Genomic DNA, 18,832 nt, shown 5'->3' on the forward strand with positions numbered 1-18,832 from the left:
GGGAGTGGGAGGGGCAAGGTGCCCGGGGCTCCTGGCCCCGCCTCCGGGGCGCCCACCGACACCCCCCGGGGGGTGTCCCGTCCGTAAAAGGAGTGACTCCCGCTCCGCCGCAGGACCGACTCCCGCACACCGGGAGGGACGGCTCCCGCTCCCGGGAGCCATCCCCGCCCCGGGACCCTGGTCCGCCCGGCCGAGTCCGCCTCGGATGCGTATCCCGCCCAACCCCCGGAGGGATACGCACCCCGCCCCCCGGGCGCCGGCCCGCCGGCCGCCCGGGCACCGGCTCCGGTGCGCGCGTGCATTCCCCCGGCACGCGCGCACCGGACGCCCCCGCCGCCGTACGGCACGACGGCGGCGGGTACGGGGGGCTAGGGCAGCGGCAGGGCAAGGCCGCGCGCGCCGGCCGGGGCGGGCAGCAGGTCCTCGACCGGGGTGTGCGGGGACGCCGCCGTCAGCGCGGCCAGCGTGGTGCGCAGCTCGCCGGCCAGCCGCACGGCCCGCGTGCGGGAGAGCACCGCGGGGGCGAACTCCAGGCGCAGCAGCGGGTCTTCGCGCCAGCGCAGCACGGTCAGGGCGGCGTCTGCGGTGACGGCGCCCGCGTGCCCGTGGTGGAAACGCGCGCTCAAGTCGCCCGCCCACGCGCGGGCGGGCAGCAGCTCGTCGCGGGCCGCGAACGTCACCGGTGTCAGGACGGGCCGGGAACGGTCCGGGCGCACCCCGAGCTCGCGCGCCAGCTCGGCGCTGTCGAGGTCCGCGCAGCCGAGGGCCTCGCTGAACGCGCAGGCGACCCCGCGCAGGAAGTAGTCGACGCCGCCCTCCAGTTCACAGCCCACCGGCACCGTCGCCGAGCACGGCGCGAGGGTGCCCAGCAGCGCCGCCGTGGCACGGCGCGGCACCTCGCAGCCCACCAGCAGCCGCTCCAGGCCCGCACGCCGGCCCACGGCCAGCGCCCACGCCGCCAGCAGCACCGTGCCGTGCGGCACCCCGGCCCGCCGGGCCGTCGCATCGGCCGCGTCCCGCAGCCGCACGTCGAGGCCGACGTGCAGCCGCTCGCCGCGGACATCGAACACGGCGGGCCGCGGCGCACCCTCCGCCAGGTCCACGGCGGCGGGAAAGCCGCGCAGCCGCTCGGCCCGCTCGGCCGCCGCCCGCAGCCCGCCCGGCCGGGCGGCCACCGTGGCGCGCCCCGCCGTATCCGGCCCGGGACGCAACCCCCGCACCAGCGGGCGCCGGTGCACGGCACGGTCGTAGTCGGCGAGCAGTTCCTGCCACAGCAGCGCCGCCGACCAGCTGTCGGCCACCGCGTCGTGGTACACGAACGACAGCAGATGCGCACCCCCGGCCAGACGGCTCAGGGCGAAGACGAGCGGCGGCCGGCCCGGCCGGCCGACCAACTGCCGTGCCCGCGCGGCCAGATACTCGTGCACCGCCGCCACCGGGTCCCCGCCCCCGCCCGCTCCCGCCGCCTCCAGAGTGACCAGCGGCGGGGTGCAGGCGGCGAGAACCCGCCGCACCGGGCCGTGCGGCGCATCCGCGAACACGGTCCGCAGGCCCTCGTGCCGCGCACCGAGAGCGGCGAGCACACGGCGCAGCGCGCCCGCGTCGAGCGGCCCGGCCAGCTCGGCACTGAGTACCCGGCACACCGCACCGGCCCCCGCCGCCCGCTCGGCGGCCAGCGCCGCCCGCTGCCCGGGCAGCAACGCCCGCACCGCGCCCGCGCCTGAGGGCGGTCCGGGCACCGCGGCCGGGACGGGCACGGCCCGCGCCAGTACGTCCGCCAGCGGGGCGGGACCCAGCAGCTGCGCCAGGTCCACGGCCAGGCCCAGCTGCCGGCCGGCACGCGCCTGCAGCCGCACGGCCTGCGCGAGGCCGCCGCCCAGCGTGATGAAGGGAGAACCCGCGGCCCCGGCCGGCAGGGTGCGCCGGTCGCGGCCGATGACGTCCGCGGCCAGGTCGAGCAGCTCCTCCAGGGGAGTCGGGCTCAGCATGGGGTGGCCCTCTCTGTGGGCAGTCGTGCCCCGATGCTGGCGCCCGTGCCTCGAAGACCGCTCGAACCCGCCCCGCACCGAGCCGCCGTTCCCGTACGACAGCAACCGATTTCAAAGGCAGGGACTCTATCACTGACAGCTGGATTTTCGCCGAAAGTGCTAAAGTTCAGTCCATGACGCCCCGAGAGCGACGCCTTCGCGAGCAGGCCCAGCGCCACCGGCTGATCCTCACCACAGCCCGCGAGATGGCCGAGTCCGAAGGCTGGGACTACGTCACCACGCGGCGCCTGGCGGACCGCATCGAATACAGCCAGCCGGTGCTCTACCAGCACTTCAAGAACAAGGACGCCATCGTCCACGCGGTCGCCCTGGAAGGCTTCGCCGAACTCGCCGCCGCACTGCGCACCGCCCGCGAGGAAGCCGGTGACCCGCAGGAGGCACTGGGCGCGGTCGCCCGCGCCTACGCCGACTTCGCCGAGCGCGGACCGGTCCTCTACGAGGCCATGCTCACCCTCGACCCGGGCGAGGACACCGGCGAGGACACCACCGGGGCGGCCGGCACGCCGGCGCCGCTCGCGGAGGTCCTCGCCGAGATCCAGCAGGCCGTCGAGCCCGTCGCGGCCGGCCGCGACAGCGGGCTGCTCGCGGAGGTCCTGTGGAGCGCCTGGCACGGCCAGGCCGCCCTCACCCGGGCGGGCCGCCTGCGCCCGGATCCGGCGCGGCAGCGGCTGGCCGCCCTGACCGACGCGCTGCTGGGCACGGCGGCCCAGCCCGTCTGACCCGGAGGGCCCAGCCCGTCCGGCCCGTCGGGACGGGCCGGACGGGCTGGGGCCGCAGCCGGTTTCGGACCGGACTCCCGGACCCGGACCGGGCTGTCATATGGGCTCTCGGAACTCTCGGGCCTGGCTGTCGGATGGGCCCTCGGACGGAACCCTCGGACGAGGCTCTCAGGCCGGGCTCTCAGACGGGGCTCTTGGCCGTCTCCTTCTCCTGCTCCGGCTCGGCAGGGCCCGCCCCGGCGGACTCGTTCAGCCGCTTGCCGAGCAGTACGAACAGCAGGATGAGTCCCACCGTGAGCAGGATGTGCCCGAGGCCCGCGGTCAGCGGTACCGCCTCGGGGACATGGTCGCCGAGCACGGTCTCGGTGCCGTGGACGAACATCATGGCGACGGTGATCGCGATGCCCGCGTTGTAGAACCAGAAGAAGTACGTGAACAGTTTCGTCCCGGACAGGGCGAACTGCTTGTCCAGGGCGAGGACGATGAGGAAACCCATCATGCCCAGCGCGAGCAGATGGGTGTGCATGAGCGCCAGCTGGGTGTCGCCGGTGAAATCGTTGGCTTTGGTGAACTCCCGGTAATACAGCCCGGAGACCACTCCCAGGATCATGTAGACGTGTGCCGCGTAGTACGACTTCCGCATCCCCGTGCTCGCTCCCTGCCGGTCAGTGCTGGTCAATTCAGGCTCTGCCGGGGGCCATTGAAGCACTCCGGAACGAACGCTTCGCCCGATTCGGGAGATCGTTCGAGCCCCTCTCGAGCAGGTCTCGAGGACCCCTGCGACGCCCCGGGCCAGGCTGGGGCGTCGAGGTTCGTCCACGCAAGGCCCACGCAGACGAAAGGCACCCCATGAGGCACTCCCGTACGGTCGCGGCCGTCGCCGCGGTCACCGGACTCTTCCTGGCCGCCGCGGGCGCGGCGAGCGCACAGGTCACACCCGGACCCGTCACCCCGCCGTCCCCCAAGGACCCGGAAGAGGCCGTATGACACCTCCGCAAGCGCCTGCGGCGGGCCGGCGTCCCGCTGCCGCCGGCGGCCCGGGGCCTGATCGTCGTCCTTCCCTCCCTGCCGTCGTGCTGAGGGAAGGTCACCGGGATTTCCGGAGGATGCCCTGGTCTTCAGGCCGGGGAGGAATCCGGTTTCCCGCGGAGCGGGGCAGGGGAAGCCGGATCGCCGCTGGGCGATCCGGCGTCCGGCCGGGGAGCGGTGAGGGCGGCCTCCAGGAGGTGCAGGATCTCGGAGTTGAGGGACCGCCGGTCCGCAGCGGCGCGGGCGGTCACCTGTTCGTGCAGGTCTGCCGGGATCCGGAGTGAGAAACGAATCATGACGCTACGGTGGCATTATGACGACGCCAAGGGAAGCCGACGGGGCCGGGCGCGCCCGGTACACCTACCGGCTTCGCGTGTCGTCGAGTGCCCGTACCGCGCTGGAGGCGGAGTGGGCACGGTGCCGGTGGATCTGGAACGAGTGCGTCGCCAAGTCCAAGGCGGTCCACCTGCACAACAGGACCACGGGAGAGAAGCGGACCTGTGGCCCGGCGCAGCTCGACAAGATGCTGACCGGGGCGCGGGAGCGTACGTCGTGGCTGCGTGAGGGCAGCTCGGTTCCTCAGCAGCAGCTGATCCGGGACTTCGGCAGGTCCCGCGCGAAGGCGCACAAGGACATCCGGGAACGCCTGCCTCAGCGGCAGCGGGCCGGTATGCCGGGGTGGAAGAAGAAGCGCGAGGCGTTGCCGACGCTGAACTACACCCGGCGCGGGTTCCGGCTGAAGGACGACCGCCTGCATGTGGCGGGTGGGATCGTGCTGAGGGTGGTGTGGTCGCGCAGCCTGCCGGGCGAACCCTCCTCGGTGCGCGTGTACCAAGACAGCGTCGGGCACTGGTACGCATCGTTCGTCGTCCGAGCCGAAGTGCAGCCGCTGCCGGAGACCGGCCGGGTGCTCGGCGTGGACTGGGGCGTGAAGGAGACCGCGACCACCACCTCCAACGCCCACGACCTGCCGCACGCCCAGCACGGCCGCAAGGCGCAGGCCCGGCTGACGCGTTACGACCGGATGATGGCCCGCCGCCGGCCGAAGAAGGGGCAGGCCGCCTCGAAGGGCTACCGCGAGGCGAAGAAGTGGCGGGCGAAGACCTACGCGAAGATCGCCCGGCAGCGGCAGGACACCGGCCGCAAGTGGGCGAAGAAGGTCGTGACCGACCACGACGCCATCGCCGTCGAGGACTTCAGGTCGAAGTTCCTCGCCAGGTCCTCGATGGCGCGCAAGGCGGCGGACGCCGCGATCGGCGCCACGAAGAAGGCCCTGATCGAGATGGGCCGCAAGCACGGACGGGACATCCGTCTCGTGCATCCCGCGCACACCACCATGGACTGCGCATCGTGCGGAGCGAGAACCAAGCACGCACTGCCGTTGTCCGAGCGCACCTACACCTGCACCGCATGCGGAGCCGTCTCCCCCAGAGACAAGAACTCCGCCCGCGTGATGCTCGTCCGGGCAGGTCTGGACCCGGCTGGTGCCGAGGGCGTAAGACCACCGGGAGCGCTGCTCCCAGAGGCAGCCTGAGCCAGGAATCCCCGCTCAGCCCTGGAGGAAGGAATCCCCTCCCTTCAGGGAGGGGAGCAGTCAACATGACGCACGCCGAGGGTCCGCTCCCGGACGGCGCCAGAGGGCAGGTGTGGGGTGCGATGCACAGCGCGCCGACCGCCGTTTCGGGCGAGGTGCCCGGTACGGCGCAAGGTGAGCGCGCGCGGCGGCCGAGGCTGACGATTCAGCCGGAGTACGGCGGCCGATCCGACTTCTACACCGGGCAGTTCAGCCTGCGATTCAGGCTGATGAGCCCACGGCTGCCGCAGGGCTGCACCATCGGCGCCGGTGCACCGGTCGACTTCCAGCTGAAGCGGTCGGGCCCTTCGCAGTGGATCTCCACGAACCCGCCGCTGATCAGGTTCTCGGCGTACGACGACACCTTCGCCGCTCCTGCCGCTGAAAACTGCGGGCCGATGACCGGACCGCTCAACCGGCGGCTCGGGCTCCCGGCGCCGAGCGGGAACCTGATGACTTACGACGCGACCTACACCTTCAGGACCTACGACCAGCTCCCCACGCGCTGACGGGCGGCACGAGACGCAGACGGTCGTCGAACACTCCGCCTGGGGACGTGCCGGAACGGCGGCCGGTGAGGCCGGCCGCCGTCTGGGCCGGGACGAGCGGCCGCCGGGGTGCGCGCCGCCCTGCGAGCCGGCTCCCTGCGTGCCCGAGAGGCGCGCGCAAAGGCGGGGAGTCACCCTGGAAACTATGGAAACCGAATCAGTTTCCCGAGTTTCCGGGACGGGCGGGCAGCGTGCCGACGTGATCGTGGAGGCGGCCGGCCGGCTGTTCCTCGCGCCGGGCTCCGCGCGGGCGAGCATGGACGATCTCGCCCGTGAGCTCGGGATGAGCAAGAAGACGATCTACCGCCATTTCCCGGACAAGCGCAGCCTGCTGGCCGCGGTGCTGGACCGGCAGTTCACGGCGGTGGAACGCACGCTGGCGGCGGCCCAGGACGCGCAAGGGCAGCCGTTCGGCGTGCGGGTCCAGCGGTTCCTGATCGCGGCGGGCAGCGAGCTCGGGCGGATCGGCGCGGTCCAGCTTGCGACGGGACGAGGCGATGCGGTGCTGCGCCAGTACGTGGAGCAGCGCGTGGACGCGGTGGTCTACCGGCGGCTGGACGAACTGCTGCGGGACGGGCACCGGCAGGGACTGCTGTCGGCACCGCCGGAGCTGCTGAGTGAGATCACCCGCGGCGCGCTGGAGCGGCTGCTCACCTCGCAGCTGCCGCGCGAACTCGACCGGACCGCGGCCGATCTGCTGCGGGCGGGCGTCGACACCGTGCTCTACGGGGCGATCCGCCCGGCACACCCCGGACACTCCGGCATCGGCGAGGAACAACTGCGCGCGGTCATGCCGAGAGCCCGCGACGAGGAGCAGGAGGTGGGCCCGTGACCGGGACAAACGGCAGGGTGGCCTTGGTGACAGGGGCCAGCAGCGGAATCGGCGCGGCCACCGCACGCCTTCTGGCCGCCCGGGGGATGCGCGTGGTGGTCAACTACCTCCGCAGCGGCACGGCGGCCGGGGAGATCGTGGCCGGCATCGAGGCCGCGGGCGGCCAGGCCATGGCCGTACAGGCCGACGTGCGCGAGGAGGCGGCCGTCGAGAACATGGTCGGGCAGGTCCAGGCGGCATGGGGCGGCGTCCACGTGCTCGTGCACAACGCGCTCATCCCGTATGCGGTCAAGTCGTTCCAGGACATGACGTGGGAAGAACTGGGCGGCAAGCTCGACGCCGAGATGCATGCGGCGTTCGCGGTCACCAAAGCCGTCCTGCCCGCCATGACCGAACAGGGCTGGGGACGCATCATCTACATCGGCACCGGCCTCAGCCGCCGGCCCCGGGAGCACATGATCGCGCTGGGCACCTCCAAGGCCGCACTGGAGCAGTTCGCCCGCTACCTCGCCCAGGAACTGGGCCCGCAGGGCATCACGGTCAACATCGTCGCGCCCGGCCCGGTGGAGGACACCCGCATGGCCCACATGACGGACGTGTTCGACAACGAGCACAAGCAGCGGCAGGTCGCCGCCACCCCCCTGGGCCGCCTGGCACACCCGGACGACGTCGCCCAGGCGGTCGCCTTCTACGCCGGCGAGGACAACGCCTTCATGACCGGCACCACGGCCGCGGTCAACGGCGGCATGTCCATGTACTGACGCCCCCTGTCCTGTGACACGACCAAGGGACACGTTCATGTACACGGTCGATCTCGCCTACGTCGGGCGGGGCCTGCACGAGGAACTGGTCGCCCACATCGCCGACCAGCAGGGCTACTACGCCGACGAGGGCGTCCACGTCGCACTGCGCGACGGCTGCTCCTGGGACGAGGAGCGGCTGCGCCACGGCGCCACCATCGGGCTCGGCCGGGCACTGCTGTCCCGGCTGACCGACGGCATCCCCTGGGTCGCACTCCACGTCAACACCACCCGCCCGCTGTTCTGGTTCCTAGCCCGCCCCGGCCCGGCCTCGCTGGCCGACCTGGCCGGCCGGCGGCTGGCGGTACACGCCCCCCGCACCGCACCCGGGTGCTTCACCCGGATCGTGCTGCGCCGGGCCGGCCTCGACCCGGACCGCGACATCCACACCGTCGTCCGCCCGCCCGGCGACTACGGCATGGACCTGCGCCGGCTGCACGACGGCAGCATCGACGCCGCTCTGGTGGGCAGCACCATGGCACCGGAGGCGATAGCCGCCGAGCACGGCTGGCAGGTACTGGCCTGGGTCGGCGACCACTTCCAGATCCCCACCGTGGGCGTGGCCGTCGACCCCACCTACATCCACCCGGACGACCCCGCGGTCCGGGCCGTCGTACGAGCCCACCGGCGCGCCCTGCGGGTGATCCACGGCGAACCCGACACCACGGTGCGGCACATGCAGACATTCCTCGGCCGGCACACCGCGGACGAGGTCCGGGCCCACTACGAGACGTTCGTCGCGCCGTATTTCACCGCCGGCGGCGAGGCCGACCTCGCCGTCGGGGCCGGCGCGATCACCGCGGTCGCCACCGAACTCGGCGTCCCCGCCACCATCACCGCGGCCGAGTTCTACCGCACCGCAGCCACCGCACCCGACTAGGAGCCCGGTGACGCCGGCGCTGCCCCGGCGCAGGGGATGCCCGGCAAGGCTTCTCGAGCCCGCCCCCCCGGAGGACCGGGGCCGGAGAGCCACCCGGGCTCACCCGGCCACCGGCACCGGCACCGCCGCGGGTGCGGGCCGGCGGGCGGGGGAGCGGGCGGCGTGTTCCCCGGTCCCGGCCGGGGCGAGCGGCGGCCTGGCCCCGCCGTTCAGCCGGCTCAGCGCGGCGGCGGGGGCGTCGAGGGCGGCCTCGAGCAGGGCGGCCAGCTGCCCGGTCAGGTGGGCGGCGGCCGTCTCGCCGACGGCGTCGTACTGGTAGGCGGCGGTGACGGCGATGCCCGCGGGCGCGCCGGCCGGCGTGTGCCGTTCGGTCAGGATCAGGCCGAGGGCCGCGGCCCGCAGCGGGAGCAGGGGCGGGGCCGCCCGCACGGTGAGCCCGGCCGCCTCGTACGCCTCGCCGCTGTCCGCCAGGACGCTCAGCGCGATGCCGCCGGGCCGGGCCAGCGCCGCGGTGCCGGCGCGGTAGGCGGCGAGGTCCGCGGCGCGTACCCGGCGCAGCAGCGCGGTGAAGGCCGGGTCGCCGGAGGTGTCCACGGACAGGGCCAGTACCCGCCCGTAGGGGCCCACGGCCCGGCGCAGGGCGGCACTGTCACGGGCCGGCACCGGCGCGGCCACGGTGATGGCGGGGCCCGCGCCGAGCCGGGTGAGCAGGGCCGCGAGCGCGGCGTGCACCACCATGAACAGGGTGGCGCCCTGCGCGGCGGCCAGCCGGGCCAGCCGCTGGTGCAGGCCGGCATCCCAGTCGAGGGCGAGGCGGCCGACGCGGGCGTCGGCCGGGGCGGGCCGGCTGCCCGGCGGCACGGTGGGCGCCAGGTCGCCGGCCCGCGCCCGGGGCGCCGCCTCGGGCACCGGGCCCTCCCAGCGCGGCGCCCGGCCCGCGGCCCGTGCCCGGTAGGCCAGGGCGAGTTCGGCGGCCAGCGGGGTGTGCGACCACAGGTCGACCAGGTCGGCCGGGAGGGTGAGCTCCAGCAGGTGGTCCCCGGCGGCCAGGGCGCGCAGCCGGGTGCCGGCCGAGCCCAGCCGGCTGTTGCGCAGCGCCCCGTGACGGTGCCCCACATCTCCCAGCGCCTCCTGCAGCGCCCCTGCGTTCAGTGCCCCGCGCAGCCGCAGCGGCAGGACCGCGCTGCCCTCCCCGTCGAATGCCCCGGCGGGCGCCCCGGCGGGCCCGGTGGCGGCGGCCGGCCGTTCGCCGGCCGCCGCGGCGAACCGGGCCGGGGTGGGCGCCTCGTGCAGGGTGCGGTCGTCCAGGCCGGCGCCCAGCACCCGGCGGGCCCGGGCCAGCAGCCGGGCCGCGGCCGCGGGGTGCCCGCCGAGGCGGAAGAAGTCGGAGTCGGCGTGGACGGTGCGCCGCGGCACGCCGATCGCCTCGGCGAACAGGTCGCGGACGATCTCCTGCAGGGGAGTGCCGGGCGGTTCGGCGCCGGACGCGGGCGGCACGGCGCGCTCGGCGCCGCCGTCGCCGCTGCCGCCCGCGCCCCGCGGCAGCGCCGTCGGTGCGGAGGGGACCAGGCGGCCGGGCGGCTTCTGACCGGAGAGTGACATCGCGGCTTGCTCCTTCGACAGCGGCTACAGAAGGAAGGCTTGGCAAAACCTTGCCAAGATCCTGGCAACGGGATCCTGAGGGGCCGTCTCGAACCACTGGAGCACCACTCGAGCTCCTGCCCCGGCGCCCCGACGACGCGACGAGGCCGTTGTTCCCCATGGGCGATGGGTCGATACCGGGCCCGGTGGAGCCGTATTGGCGTGAGGCGACAGGGCCGCAGCGGACGGAGCCGCATTTAGTTTCAAATGAGACCGTATCGAACGAATCGATGGCGTTAATGTGGCCCCATGAACGCCGACGTTCCCCACCGGACCACCCCCTCACGTGTGACCGACCGTCCCGGGGACGCCTCGCCCTTCGCTCTCGGCCTGCTGCTGCGCCGGGCGCACTGGCGCGCGGCCGCGGTGATGGAGGAGGCGCTTCGGCCGCTCGGCATCGAGCTGCGGCATTTCGCCGTGCTGATCGTGCTGGTCGACCGCGGACCCACGGTGCAGCGGGACCTGGCGGCGGCGACGGGGTCGGACAAGGCGGGAATCATGCGGGTCGTGGACGACCTGGAGCGCAGGGGACTGGCCGTGCGCAAGAACGTTCCGGGGGACCGGCGGGTGCGGGCGGTGGAGATCACGCCCGAGGGCGTGGAGCTCTTCGACGCAGCTCATGTGGCGGCGGCGCCGCTGGCCGAACATCTGGTCGCCGAACTGGGGCCCGGCGAGCCCGAGCAGCTGACGGATCTGCTGACCCGGTTTGCCCATCCCGCAGGCGGCGAGGCGTAAGCGCGCCCGCGCACCGGCCGCGTGGGCGCGTGTCGTCTCATGCGGCTGTCGCGGCGAACCCGGCCTTGAGGGCGGCAGCCGTCGTCACCGCCGGGCAGGGCGCAGGCGACGGGAACGCCGCGTGACGTACCGGGGTGAGGCGTCAGGCGGCGTCCATGGCCCGGGGGTTATGCGGCGAGGCGCTCAGCGAGTTGTCCGGCCTTGGGGCGAGGACGCCTCGCCGGGGAACACGGACGAGTCGATGTGCAGCAGCGTGGCCATGGGCTCTCTCCAGGAGCGGTGTCCGGAGCGGGGGACCAGGGGCAGAGGGTTTGTACGGGACAATCGTTAAACACGAGATGGTATCGGATGGTACTATATTGAATGAAACGAAAGTGCCTCGTCGCGCGGAGGGAGGTGGGCGACCGTGAACGTCTACGAGGCGGTCACGAGCCGGCGGGCGGTACGCGGATTCACCGACCGGCCCGTCCCGAGGGAGGTGCTGGAGCGGGTGCTGTCCGGCGCGGCCTGGACACCGTCCGGATCGAACCTCCAGCCGTGGCACACCTACGTGCTGACCGGCGGACCGCTGGCCGAACTCAAGAAGCGCGCCGGCGAGCGCCTGGCCGTGGGCGACCCCTGGGACGAGCCGGAGTACGAGCAGTACCCGCCCGCACTGAAGTCCCCGTACCGCGAACGCCGATCCGCCTTCGGCGAGCAGCGCTACGGCGCACTCGGCATTGCGCGCGAGGACATGGAGGCGCGCCAGAGGGCCGCTTCCGCGAACTGGGACTGTTTCGGCGCCCCCGCCGCCCTGTTCTGCTACATCGACCGCGACCTGGGCCCGGCCCAATGGTCCGACGTCGGCATGTATCTGCAGACCGTCATGCTGCTGCTGCGCGCCGAAGGGCTGCACAGCTGCGCGCAGATGGCATGGGCGAAGTACCGCAAGACCGTCGCGGAGGTCCTGTCACCCCCGGACGAGCTCGTCCTCTTCTGCGGCATGTCGATCGGGTTCGAGGACGTCACGGTGGGATACACCCGTACGGGCCGGGCGCCGCTCGACGAGACGGTCACGTTCGTCGGTGACTACTGACACCGCCCGTCCTCGGCCGGTCAAGGCGCCGTTTCCCGCCACGCGCACATAAGTGGTCCATATGCATCAAGGGGCCGGCATGCCGTCGGCGCTCAGGCCACGGCCCAGGGGCCCAGGTCGCGCGTGCGGCGTGCGGCCGCGGCGGGCCGGCTCTCGTCCCATGCCGGGGCCAGCGCGGCGGAGAGGATGCCCCAGAGCTGGCCGGCGCTCAGGGCGTGCACCGGGACGACGATCTGGCCGGCGAGGCTGACGCGGAACGCGGACTCCAGCGCGCTGACGATGCCGATGAGCGCCATGGAGTCCAGCCCGTAGGCCTCCATCGGGACGTCGGCGGCGGGCTCCTTGTCCTTGCCGAGCCCCGGCAGGCCCTGGCGCAGGACGTCCTCGAACTTCGCGTTCCACGGTGCGTGGGCCATTGGGCGACTTCCTTCCGGGACACGGGAGAGGCGAAGCGGTGCTCCGGGCAGCACCGTGCCGCGTCCCGCTCGAGTCGCCGTGGACGCCCGCTCAGGCCGCGGGCCCGCCCCGTGACATGACCGAAGCCCCCGCCACGGTGCTGCTGCCGGCGGGGGCCTCACGGGTTCGGCGGGTGGTCCGGTGGACGTCGTACGGGGGCGGCGGCGGGGAAGCGTTCCGCGCACGCGCGGGGACGGGGCGGCCGTGCGAGGGCGGGCGGCACCCTCAGACGGCCGCGCTGCCGCCCGCGACCGGCCAGCCGATGTCGTCGGTGGCGGAGGCGGTGGTGGCGGTGGTCTTGGGCCAGCCGATGTCGCCGTTCGCCGAGACGACGGTGACCTTGGGCCAGCCGATGTCGTCGGTGGCGGAGACGGTGGTGACGGTGCCCTTCGGCCAGCCGATGTCGTCCGTGGCCGCGGCGGTGGTGGCGGTGGTCTTGGGCCAGCCGATGTCGCCCTCCGCGGAGGCGGCGGAGACGGTGCCGGCCGTCCTCGGCCAGCCGATGGAGGAGGAGGCGGTCGTGGTGCTCGCCGCCTTGGGCCAGCCGATGCCGTCCGCGGCGGTGCTGATGCCGCCGGCGGTGAGTACGGCGGAGGCGACGGCGGCGGTGACGGCGAGGCGGGCGACGAGGTTCTTCATGACAGCTCCTCCGTGGCAATGAAGCGAATCTGCGTTGGTAACTTCTTGCCAAGAAGCTTGGCAATGCCTCCTCGGGATCTGCTCGGTATTCGCTGGAGATGGGCTGGAGGCCGGCGAGAGTCGCCGTACCGCCTGCGCGGATGCCTGGCAAAGTTTGTCAAACACCCCGCTCCGCGGGTCGCGCGGAGCCGAACCCGAGGGGGTTGAACTGCACTTTCGCGGCCCCTCCGCTAGAGCGCCGCCGGAGCCCCCGTTGCCATCACGGCCTCGCGCTTGGCAATGTATTGCCAAGCAAGTTGGCAATATTTGGCGACAGCGGGGGGAGGCCCCGGAAATGAACGCGACGCCGTCATCCACGGACCACAGGGACCACACGTACGGCACGGACCACGCGTACGGCACGGACGGCACGGACGGCACGGACCGCACGGAGCCCGCGGACCGGGAGGGCCGGACGGTCCACCTGGACACGGCGGGCTGGGGCACCATGCCCGCCGCCGTCCGCGCACTCGTCGCCGACTGCGCGAGCCGCGAGGACCGCTACGGCCCGCACGAGCTCGAGGAGGACCTCGAGGACGTCCTGCGCACCGAGGTCCACGAGCGCCTCGGCGCTCTGCTCGGCGTCCCGGCCGCCGACACCGCCGTCGTCACGGACGCCGCCGGCGCCTTCGACGCGCTGGTCTCCCGCCTCACCCCCGGCCGCGGCGAGCGCGTCTGGACGACCCCCTACGAGAGCGCCGCCCGCCTGACCGCCCTCTACGCCCTGCGCGACCGCACCCGCTGCACGGTGGAGGTCGTTCCGCTGCGCGAGGACGGGGACCTGGACCTGGAGTGGATGGCCCGGCACATCGACGACGACGTCGCCCTCGTCTCGGTCGTCCACGTCCCCTCCGGCTGCGGAATCGTCAACCCGGTCGAGGAGATCGGGCAGATCCTCGCCCCGTACCGGTGCGTGTACGCCGTCGACGCCTCCTACTCCGCCGGCCAGCTCCCCGTGGATGCCGGCCGCATCGGCTGCCAGCTGCTGACGGGGGACGGCTGGCGCTTCCTGCGCGGCCCGTACGCCGTCGGGTTCGCCTTCCTGGCGCCCCGGCTGCGTGCCGCGTTCGAGGACGCCGCCGCCCACCGCCCCCTGCCGCCGAACGCGGCCGTCGCGGGCCTGAACGCCGCCCTGGCCCACCACACCGCCACCACCGCCACCACCGCCACGGCCACCACCGACGGACCCGCCGGCCTGGCCGGGCAGGGGCTCCTGCCCGCCCTGCGCGCCGCCGTCGAGGAGTGCCCCGGCACCGAACTGATCGCCCCGGGCCGGGTCCAGTCCGCCATCCTCGCCTTCCGCCACCGCGACCTGCCCGCCGCGCTCGTCCGCCGCCGGCTGGCGGCCCGCGGTGTCGTCCTGTGGAAGACGGTCGCGCAGGAAACCCCGCTCCACCTGCCCCGTTCCGGCGCCACCACGGCCCTGCGCGCCTCCCTCGGCCCCGACACCACCCCCCAGGACATCGCCCGCTTCGGCCGCGCCCTGCGGGAAGTCGTCCGCGAGGAGACCGCCGGTGCGCAACGCCCCCGCCCCGCCCGCACCCTCCCTCCCACCCCCACCCCGACCCCCACTCCCGCCCTCGCCTCTGCCCCGGCCCCGGTCCCGCCCGCGGGGCCCCGGCCCCGGCCGTCCGCCCGCCGCCACCTGACCCTGTGCCCCACGCCCTGACCCCGCCCCCGAATCTGAAGGATGCGTCCGGGACGCCCGTCTGCGGACCGGCCGTGATCAAGCGCCCGGAGAAAGCGCTGGATAGAATTCGGGCATGGGTGAGCGGCCCGTTCACACGGCTGCGCCGGGACCCGCTCCGGGAGTCGGTTCCGGCGGCGCGGGGGGCTGTCCCGGGGCGCTCGCACGGTGGGCCGGCGGCGGTGTGTGATGGGCGCGGCGTCGGGGGGCATGGAGCTGTACTCCGGCCGGGCCTCGGGCCTGATCGGGGCCCAGATCGCGGGCTACCGGGTGGAGCGCGAGATCGGCCGCGGGGGCATGGCCGTCGTGTACTGCGCCAAGGACCTGCGTCTGGACCGTACGGTCGCGCTGAAACTGCTCGCCCCGGAACTGGCCCGCAACGACACCTTCCGGCGCCGCTTCACGCACGAGTCGCTGGTGGCCGCCGCCATCGACCACCCGCACATCGTGCCGGTCTTCGAGGCCGGTGAGACGGACGGTGTCCTGTACATCGCCATGCGGTACGTCTCGGGGCTGGATCTGCGGGCCCTGCTCGACCGGGACGGCCCGCTGCCGGTGACGACCGCGCTGCGGATCGCCGGGCAGGTGGCGTCGGCGCTGGACGCGGCCCATGAACACGACCTGGTGCACCGGGACGTCAAGCCCGGCAACATCCTGGTGGCCCGGGGCACGGACAGTGATCATCCCGAGTACGTCTACCTCACGGATTTCGGGCTGACGAAGAAGTCGCTGTCGCTGACCGGGTTCACGACCGTCGGCGAGTTCGTCGGCACGCTCGACTACGTGGCCCCGGAGCAGATCTCGGGCCGCCCGGTGGACGGCCGGTGCGATCTGTACGGCTTCGCCTGCGTCGTCTACGAAACCCTCGCGGGCGCCCCGCCCTTCCAGCGGGACGACGACATGGCGCTGCTGTGGGCGCACCAGTACGACCAGCCGCCGCCCCTGAGCGAGCAACGGCCGGGCATCCCGCCGGCGCTGGACGGCGTGCTGGCCAAGGCCCTGGCGAAGGTCCCCGAGGACCGTTACGACTCCTGCCTGGAGTTCGTGGCGGCACTGCGGGCCGCCGCGAGCGGCGCGGGCGCCGCCGCCGCTGCCGCGGTCGGCAAGGACGTGCACGCGCCGACCCAGGTGGTCCCCGCGGTCGCCGAAGCCCCGCGGGCACCCGAGCCGGTGCCGGAGCCGCCGGGGTGGGCCCGGCCGGTCTTCGGCCGTACCCCCGGATAGCCGCACGCCGTACGTCCGTCCGGCCGTGCGCCGCCCGCCCCGGTGCGGGCCCTGCCCGCTCCTGCCGGGTGTGGGCCGTCGGCTTGCGAGGTGTGCGGCACGGCCGCACACAATGGTGTGAAGAGGCACCGGCGGGCGGAGGGCGAGGGGGCGGGCGCGGGGCCGACGGCAGGAGGTTGTGTTGCGGGTTTCCTGAGGCTGTGCCGCTGGCCTGTGTGCCGCAGGCCCCGATGCCGGGAGTGGAGCTCGTGAGCATCGAACCGTCGTCGTCCCAACCGCCGTCCGGCCGTCCCAAAGGTCCTCCGTCGGGGCCGCTGGCGGGGCCTTCCCAGCCGGACCGGCCCACACCCCCGGACGCCGAAACCCGCCTCGGCGGCGGGCGGTCGGGACCGCCGGTCGGACCGCCCGGCGGATCCGGCGGCGGGGGCCCGGGCGGCGGCGAGGGCCCGCACCACCCGTGGTGGAAGTCCGCGCCCCGGGTGGCCGTGGTCGCCACCGCCATCGTGGCGGCGGTGGCCCTGATCCTCGTGTTCACCCGTTCCGACGACACCTCGAACCAGCAGCGGGGCGAGGTCTTCCTGCAGTCCGCCGGGAGCACGGGCGCGGACCCGTTCACGGAGTCGACCGCGAAGGAGAGCACCGCGCCGACGGCGACACCCTCGCTGCCCTCCACGGCCACGGGCACGGACAACGCGGTACAGAGCGTGAGCGGTGACGCCCCCGGCCTCTACGGCGGGACACGCAACGTCGCCAGCTGCGACGTGGAGAAGCAGATCACCGCCCTCAAGGCGGAACCGTCGAAGAACGCGGCCTTCGCCTCGGTGCTGGGCATCCAGCCCTCCGCCGTCCCCGGCTATCTGCGCACCCTCACCTCCGTACAGCTCCGGGCGGACACCCGGGTCACCAACCACGGCTACCGCAACGGTTCTGCCACCACCTATCAGGCCGTGCTGCAGGCGGGCACCGCCGTCCTGGTCGACGAGCGCGGGGTACCGCGGGTGCGCTGCGCCTGCGGGAACCCGCTGACACCGCCGGCCGCGCAGCAGAGTGCCGCCCCCAGGCCGGTGGGCCAGTCGTGGTCCGGCTACCGGCCCTCGCACGTGGTCGTCGTCGCGCCGGCGCCCCGCCCGGTGAAGAAGTTCGTCGTGGCGGGCCAGAAGAAGGGCGAATGGTTCACCCGGGACCAGGGAGACCACCGCGGCGAGTACGACAAGAAGACGACACCGCCACCGCCACCGCCTCCGCCGCCACCGAAGCCGTCCACGACGGGCAGGGAACAGACACCCTCGAACGGCGACACCTCGCAGGGACCGGGCAAGCCGTCCAAGCCGTCGGAGTCGGGCAAGTCGTCGAAGTCGTCGGAGTCGGGTAAGCCGTCGAAGCCGTCGAAGCCGTCGGAGTCGGACAAGTCGTCGAAGTCGTCGGAGTCGGGCAAGCCGTCGAAGCCGTCCGAGTCGGGTAAGCCGTCCGAGTCGGACAAGTCGTCGAAGTCCTCGGAGTCGGGCAAGTCGTCGGAGTCGGGCAAGCCCTCCAAGTCGTCCGAGTCAGGCAAGCCCTCCAAGTCCTCCGAGTCGTCGAAGTCCGGCAAGGAGTCGTCACCGTCGAAGGACAAGTCCTCGTCGGAGTCGGGCAAGCCGTCCTCTCCGTCGTCCGGGCCGTCCTCACCGGGCTCCTCCCAGCCGTCGTCATCGCCGCCGTCGCCGTCCGAGAAGTCCTCGAAGCCGCAGGCCCCGTCCTCCGAACCGCCCTCCTCGCAGCCCGAGCCAAAGACGTCCGCGCCCCAGACCTCCGAGCCTCCGCCCCTGTCCTCGGCACCCCTGTCCTCCGAGCCCCTGTCCTCCGCGCCCCAGAACACGGAGCCCCAGAATTCCGGCCCCCCGCCCGCCGACACAGAACAGCAGCAACAGCAGGAGCAGGAGCAGCAGCAACCGCCGGGCCCCGAGGGGTCCTAGCAGCGCTGGCGCACATACGCCGCAGGGTGTCCCAGGACCACCGTGCGGCATCTTTTTGCGCGCTTTACCCGACTCGTCCCGCTGGGTCAAGTCACGACTCCTCGGAACGTGACCGTGCGGTGCCCGTGGGGCCTACTTGAAGTGCGGGCCTCACCGGAAAGGAAATCCGGAAAATAGATGAGGCAGGACGGTAGGACGGAAATCTTCGGCAGAGGGTTTTCTCTTTCACCGAAACCGCGAATTGTCCCGGTGCGGCGGTCCCGGTAAAACGGTCCGCCGGCTGTCGTCCCGAATTTTCGGGACGGGCAGAAGAGTCCCCTGAATCGGTAGGAGAAAACCCATGACCCGTATTTTTCACACCCACAGCGACGTCCGCTCCAAGCGCCGGGGCTTCCGCCTCGCGACACTCGCCGCCTCGGCCGCGGTGATCACCGGAGGCATCGTCCTTCCGGCGTCCGCCGCGATGGCCGCCCCGATGCCCGCCGCGCATGTCGTGAGCTTCGTCCACGGCGGCGGCGCCGGCGGTGACGGCGGTGCCGGAGGCGACGGCTTCATCGGCGGCGGCGGGGGCTCCGGCGGCTCCGGCGGCGGCAGCGTCCTGGGCGTCGGCGGTGACGGAGGCAAGGGCGGCAACGGAGGCGACGGCATCCTGTCCGGCGGTGGTGGCGGTGGCGGTGGTGGCGGCGGCGACGGTGTCATCGGCGGCGACGGAGGCAGGGGCGGCGACGGCGGCACCGGCCTGTTCGGCGGCAGCGCCGGCTCCGGCGGCTCCGGCGGCGACGGTTTCATCGGCGGCAACGGAGGCAAGGGCGGCAACGGCGGCTTCGGTGTCTTCCAGGGCGGCGACGGAGGCAAGGGCGGCGCGGGCGGGCTCGGCGTCCTCTTCGGCGGCCTGGGCGGCGGCGGTGGCGCCGGCGGCGGCAGCATCTTCTGACCGTTCCGCCCCGGTGGGGCG

18 protein-coding genes and 1 pseudogene are annotated in these 18,832 nt (G+C 73.6%); 13 read left to right on the forward strand and 6 right to left on the reverse strand.

Going from position 1 to position 18,832, the window contains the following annotated elements; translation table 11 throughout:
- Positions 1–368: 368 nt before the first annotated feature.
- A complete protein-coding gene (locus tag OG798_RS53465) occupies positions 369–1,988 on the reverse strand; it encodes a condensation domain-containing protein (RefSeq protein ID WP_328755940.1) in 1,620 nt (539 codons plus the stop codon).
- A 173-nt stretch (positions 1,989–2,161) separates the two neighbouring features.
- Here OG798_RS53465 and OG798_RS53470 point away from each other — a divergent pair, with 173 nt between their 5' ends.
- Positions 2,162–2,767 carry a TetR/AcrR family transcriptional regulator gene (locus tag OG798_RS53470; protein WP_328755938.1) on the forward strand — a complete coding sequence of 202 codons (606 nt, stop codon included), beginning with the start codon at positions 2,162–2,164 and terminating at the stop codon, positions 2,765–2,767.
- Positions 2,768–2,948: 181 nt separating this feature from the next.
- Here OG798_RS53470 and OG798_RS53475 read toward each other — a convergent pair whose 3' ends face one another.
- On the reverse strand, positions 2,949–3,410 hold the full coding sequence (locus tag OG798_RS53475) for a DUF2871 domain-containing protein (RefSeq protein WP_097228313.1): 462 nt from the start codon (positions 3,408–3,410) through the stop codon (positions 2,949–2,951).
- Between the two features lie 206 nt (positions 3,411–3,616).
- Here OG798_RS53475 and OG798_RS53480 point away from each other — a divergent pair, with 206 nt between their 5' ends.
- Positions 3,617–3,754: a hypothetical protein gene (locus tag OG798_RS53480; RefSeq protein ID WP_159055364.1), complete on the forward strand. Its 138-nt coding sequence runs from the start codon at positions 3,617–3,619 to the stop codon at positions 3,752–3,754.
- 131 nt (positions 3,755–3,885) lie between these two features.
- Here OG798_RS53480 and OG798_RS53485 read toward each other — a convergent pair whose 3' ends face one another.
- Positions 3,886–4,092 carry an Arc family DNA-binding protein gene (locus OG798_RS53485; RefSeq protein WP_328755932.1) on the reverse strand — a complete coding sequence of 69 codons (207 nt, stop codon included), beginning with the start codon at positions 4,090–4,092 and terminating at the stop codon, positions 3,886–3,888.
- A 17-nt stretch (positions 4,093–4,109) separates the two neighbouring features.
- On the opposite strand from OG798_RS53485, the gene OG798_RS53490 reads away from it, so the two are divergent.
- The 5 genes from OG798_RS53490 to OG798_RS53510 all read left to right on the forward strand — a co-directional run bounded on the left by OG798_RS53490 (position 4,110) and on the right by OG798_RS53510 (position 8,429).
- Positions 4,110–5,330, forward strand: a complete 1,221-nt coding sequence (locus OG798_RS53490; RefSeq protein WP_328755930.1) for an RNA-guided endonuclease InsQ/TnpB family protein — start codon at positions 4,110–4,112, stop codon at positions 5,328–5,330.
- 65 nt (positions 5,331–5,395) lie between these two features.
- The gene (locus OG798_RS53495; RefSeq protein WP_328755928.1) at positions 5,396–5,878 is read left to right on the forward strand and encodes a hypothetical protein; all 483 of its coding nucleotides are present in this window, start codon (positions 5,396–5,398) and stop codon (positions 5,876–5,878) included.
- Between the two features lie 184 nt (positions 5,879–6,062).
- Positions 6,063–6,749: a TetR/AcrR family transcriptional regulator gene (locus OG798_RS53500; protein ID WP_328755927.1), complete on the forward strand. Its 687-nt coding sequence runs from the start codon at positions 6,063–6,065 to the stop codon at positions 6,747–6,749.
- On the forward strand, positions 6,746–7,510 hold the full coding sequence (locus tag OG798_RS53505) for an SDR family NAD(P)-dependent oxidoreductase (RefSeq protein ID WP_328755926.1): 765 nt from the start codon (positions 6,746–6,748) through the stop codon (positions 7,508–7,510). Before OG798_RS53500 ends, OG798_RS53505 begins: the two co-directional genes overlap by 4 nt.
- A gap of 37 nt (positions 7,511–7,547) precedes the next feature.
- Complete coding sequence (locus tag OG798_RS53510) at positions 7,548–8,429, forward strand: ABC transporter substrate-binding protein (RefSeq protein WP_328755925.1); 882 nt, start codon at positions 7,548–7,550, stop codon at positions 8,427–8,429.
- 99 nt (positions 8,430–8,528) lie between these two features.
- Here the strand turns inward: OG798_RS53510 and OG798_RS53515 are convergent, their stop codons facing one another.
- The gene (locus OG798_RS53515) at positions 8,529–10,031 is read right to left on the reverse strand and encodes a condensation domain-containing protein (RefSeq protein ID WP_121413231.1); all 1,503 of its coding nucleotides are present in this window, start codon (positions 10,029–10,031) and stop codon (positions 8,529–8,531) included.
- Between the two features lie 288 nt (positions 10,032–10,319).
- On the opposite strand from OG798_RS53515, the gene OG798_RS53520 reads away from it, so the two are divergent.
- Positions 10,320–10,805 (forward strand): MarR family winged helix-turn-helix transcriptional regulator, encoded by a 486-nt coding sequence (locus OG798_RS53520; RefSeq protein WP_121413230.1) that lies wholly within the window; start codon positions 10,320–10,322, stop codon positions 10,803–10,805.
- 406 nt (positions 10,806–11,211) lie between these two features.
- On the forward strand, positions 11,212–11,880 hold the full coding sequence (locus OG798_RS53525; protein WP_121413229.1) for a nitroreductase: 669 nt from the start codon (positions 11,212–11,214) through the stop codon (positions 11,878–11,880).
- 92 nt (positions 11,881–11,972) lie between these two features.
- On the opposite strand, the gene OG798_RS53530 is transcribed toward OG798_RS53525, so the two are convergent.
- Both OG798_RS53530 and OG798_RS53535 read right to left on the reverse strand, forming a co-directional pair.
- The gene (locus tag OG798_RS53530; RefSeq protein WP_267059947.1) at positions 11,973–12,296 is read right to left on the reverse strand and encodes an acyl carrier protein; all 324 of its coding nucleotides are present in this window, start codon (positions 12,294–12,296) and stop codon (positions 11,973–11,975) included.
- Between the two features lie 265 nt (positions 12,297–12,561).
- Positions 12,562–12,975 (reverse strand): hypothetical protein, encoded by a 414-nt coding sequence (locus tag OG798_RS53535; RefSeq protein WP_328755923.1) that lies wholly within the window; start codon positions 12,973–12,975, stop codon positions 12,562–12,564.
- A gap of 334 nt (positions 12,976–13,309) precedes the next feature.
- Here OG798_RS53535 and OG798_RS53540 point away from each other — a divergent pair, with 334 nt between their 5' ends.
- The 4 genes and pseudogenes from OG798_RS53540 (at position 13,310) to OG798_RS53555 (ending at position 18,811) form a co-directional block, all read left to right on the forward strand.
- A complete protein-coding gene (locus tag OG798_RS53540; RefSeq protein ID WP_328755922.1) occupies positions 13,310–14,683 on the forward strand; it encodes an aminotransferase class V-fold PLP-dependent enzyme in 1,374 nt (457 codons plus the stop codon).
- 228 nt (positions 14,684–14,911) lie between these two features.
- Complete coding sequence (locus OG798_RS53545; RefSeq protein WP_328755921.1) at positions 14,912–15,925, forward strand: serine/threonine-protein kinase; 1,014 nt, start codon at positions 14,912–14,914, stop codon at positions 15,923–15,925.
- Between the two features lie 248 nt (positions 15,926–16,173).
- Positions 16,174–17,445, forward strand: a pseudogene (locus OG798_RS53550) (DUF6777 domain-containing protein); the annotation flags it as partial.
- 772 nt (positions 17,446–18,217) lie between these two features.
- Positions 18,218–18,811 carry a hypothetical protein gene (locus OG798_RS53555; protein WP_328755920.1) on the forward strand — a complete coding sequence of 198 codons (594 nt, stop codon included), beginning with the start codon at positions 18,218–18,220 and terminating at the stop codon, positions 18,809–18,811.
- Positions 18,812–18,832: the final 21 nt, after the last annotated feature.

Source organism: Streptomyces sp. NBC_00271, from assembly GCF_036178845.1.
Classification (GTDB): Bacteria; Actinomycetota; Actinomycetes; order Streptomycetales; family Streptomycetaceae; genus Streptomyces.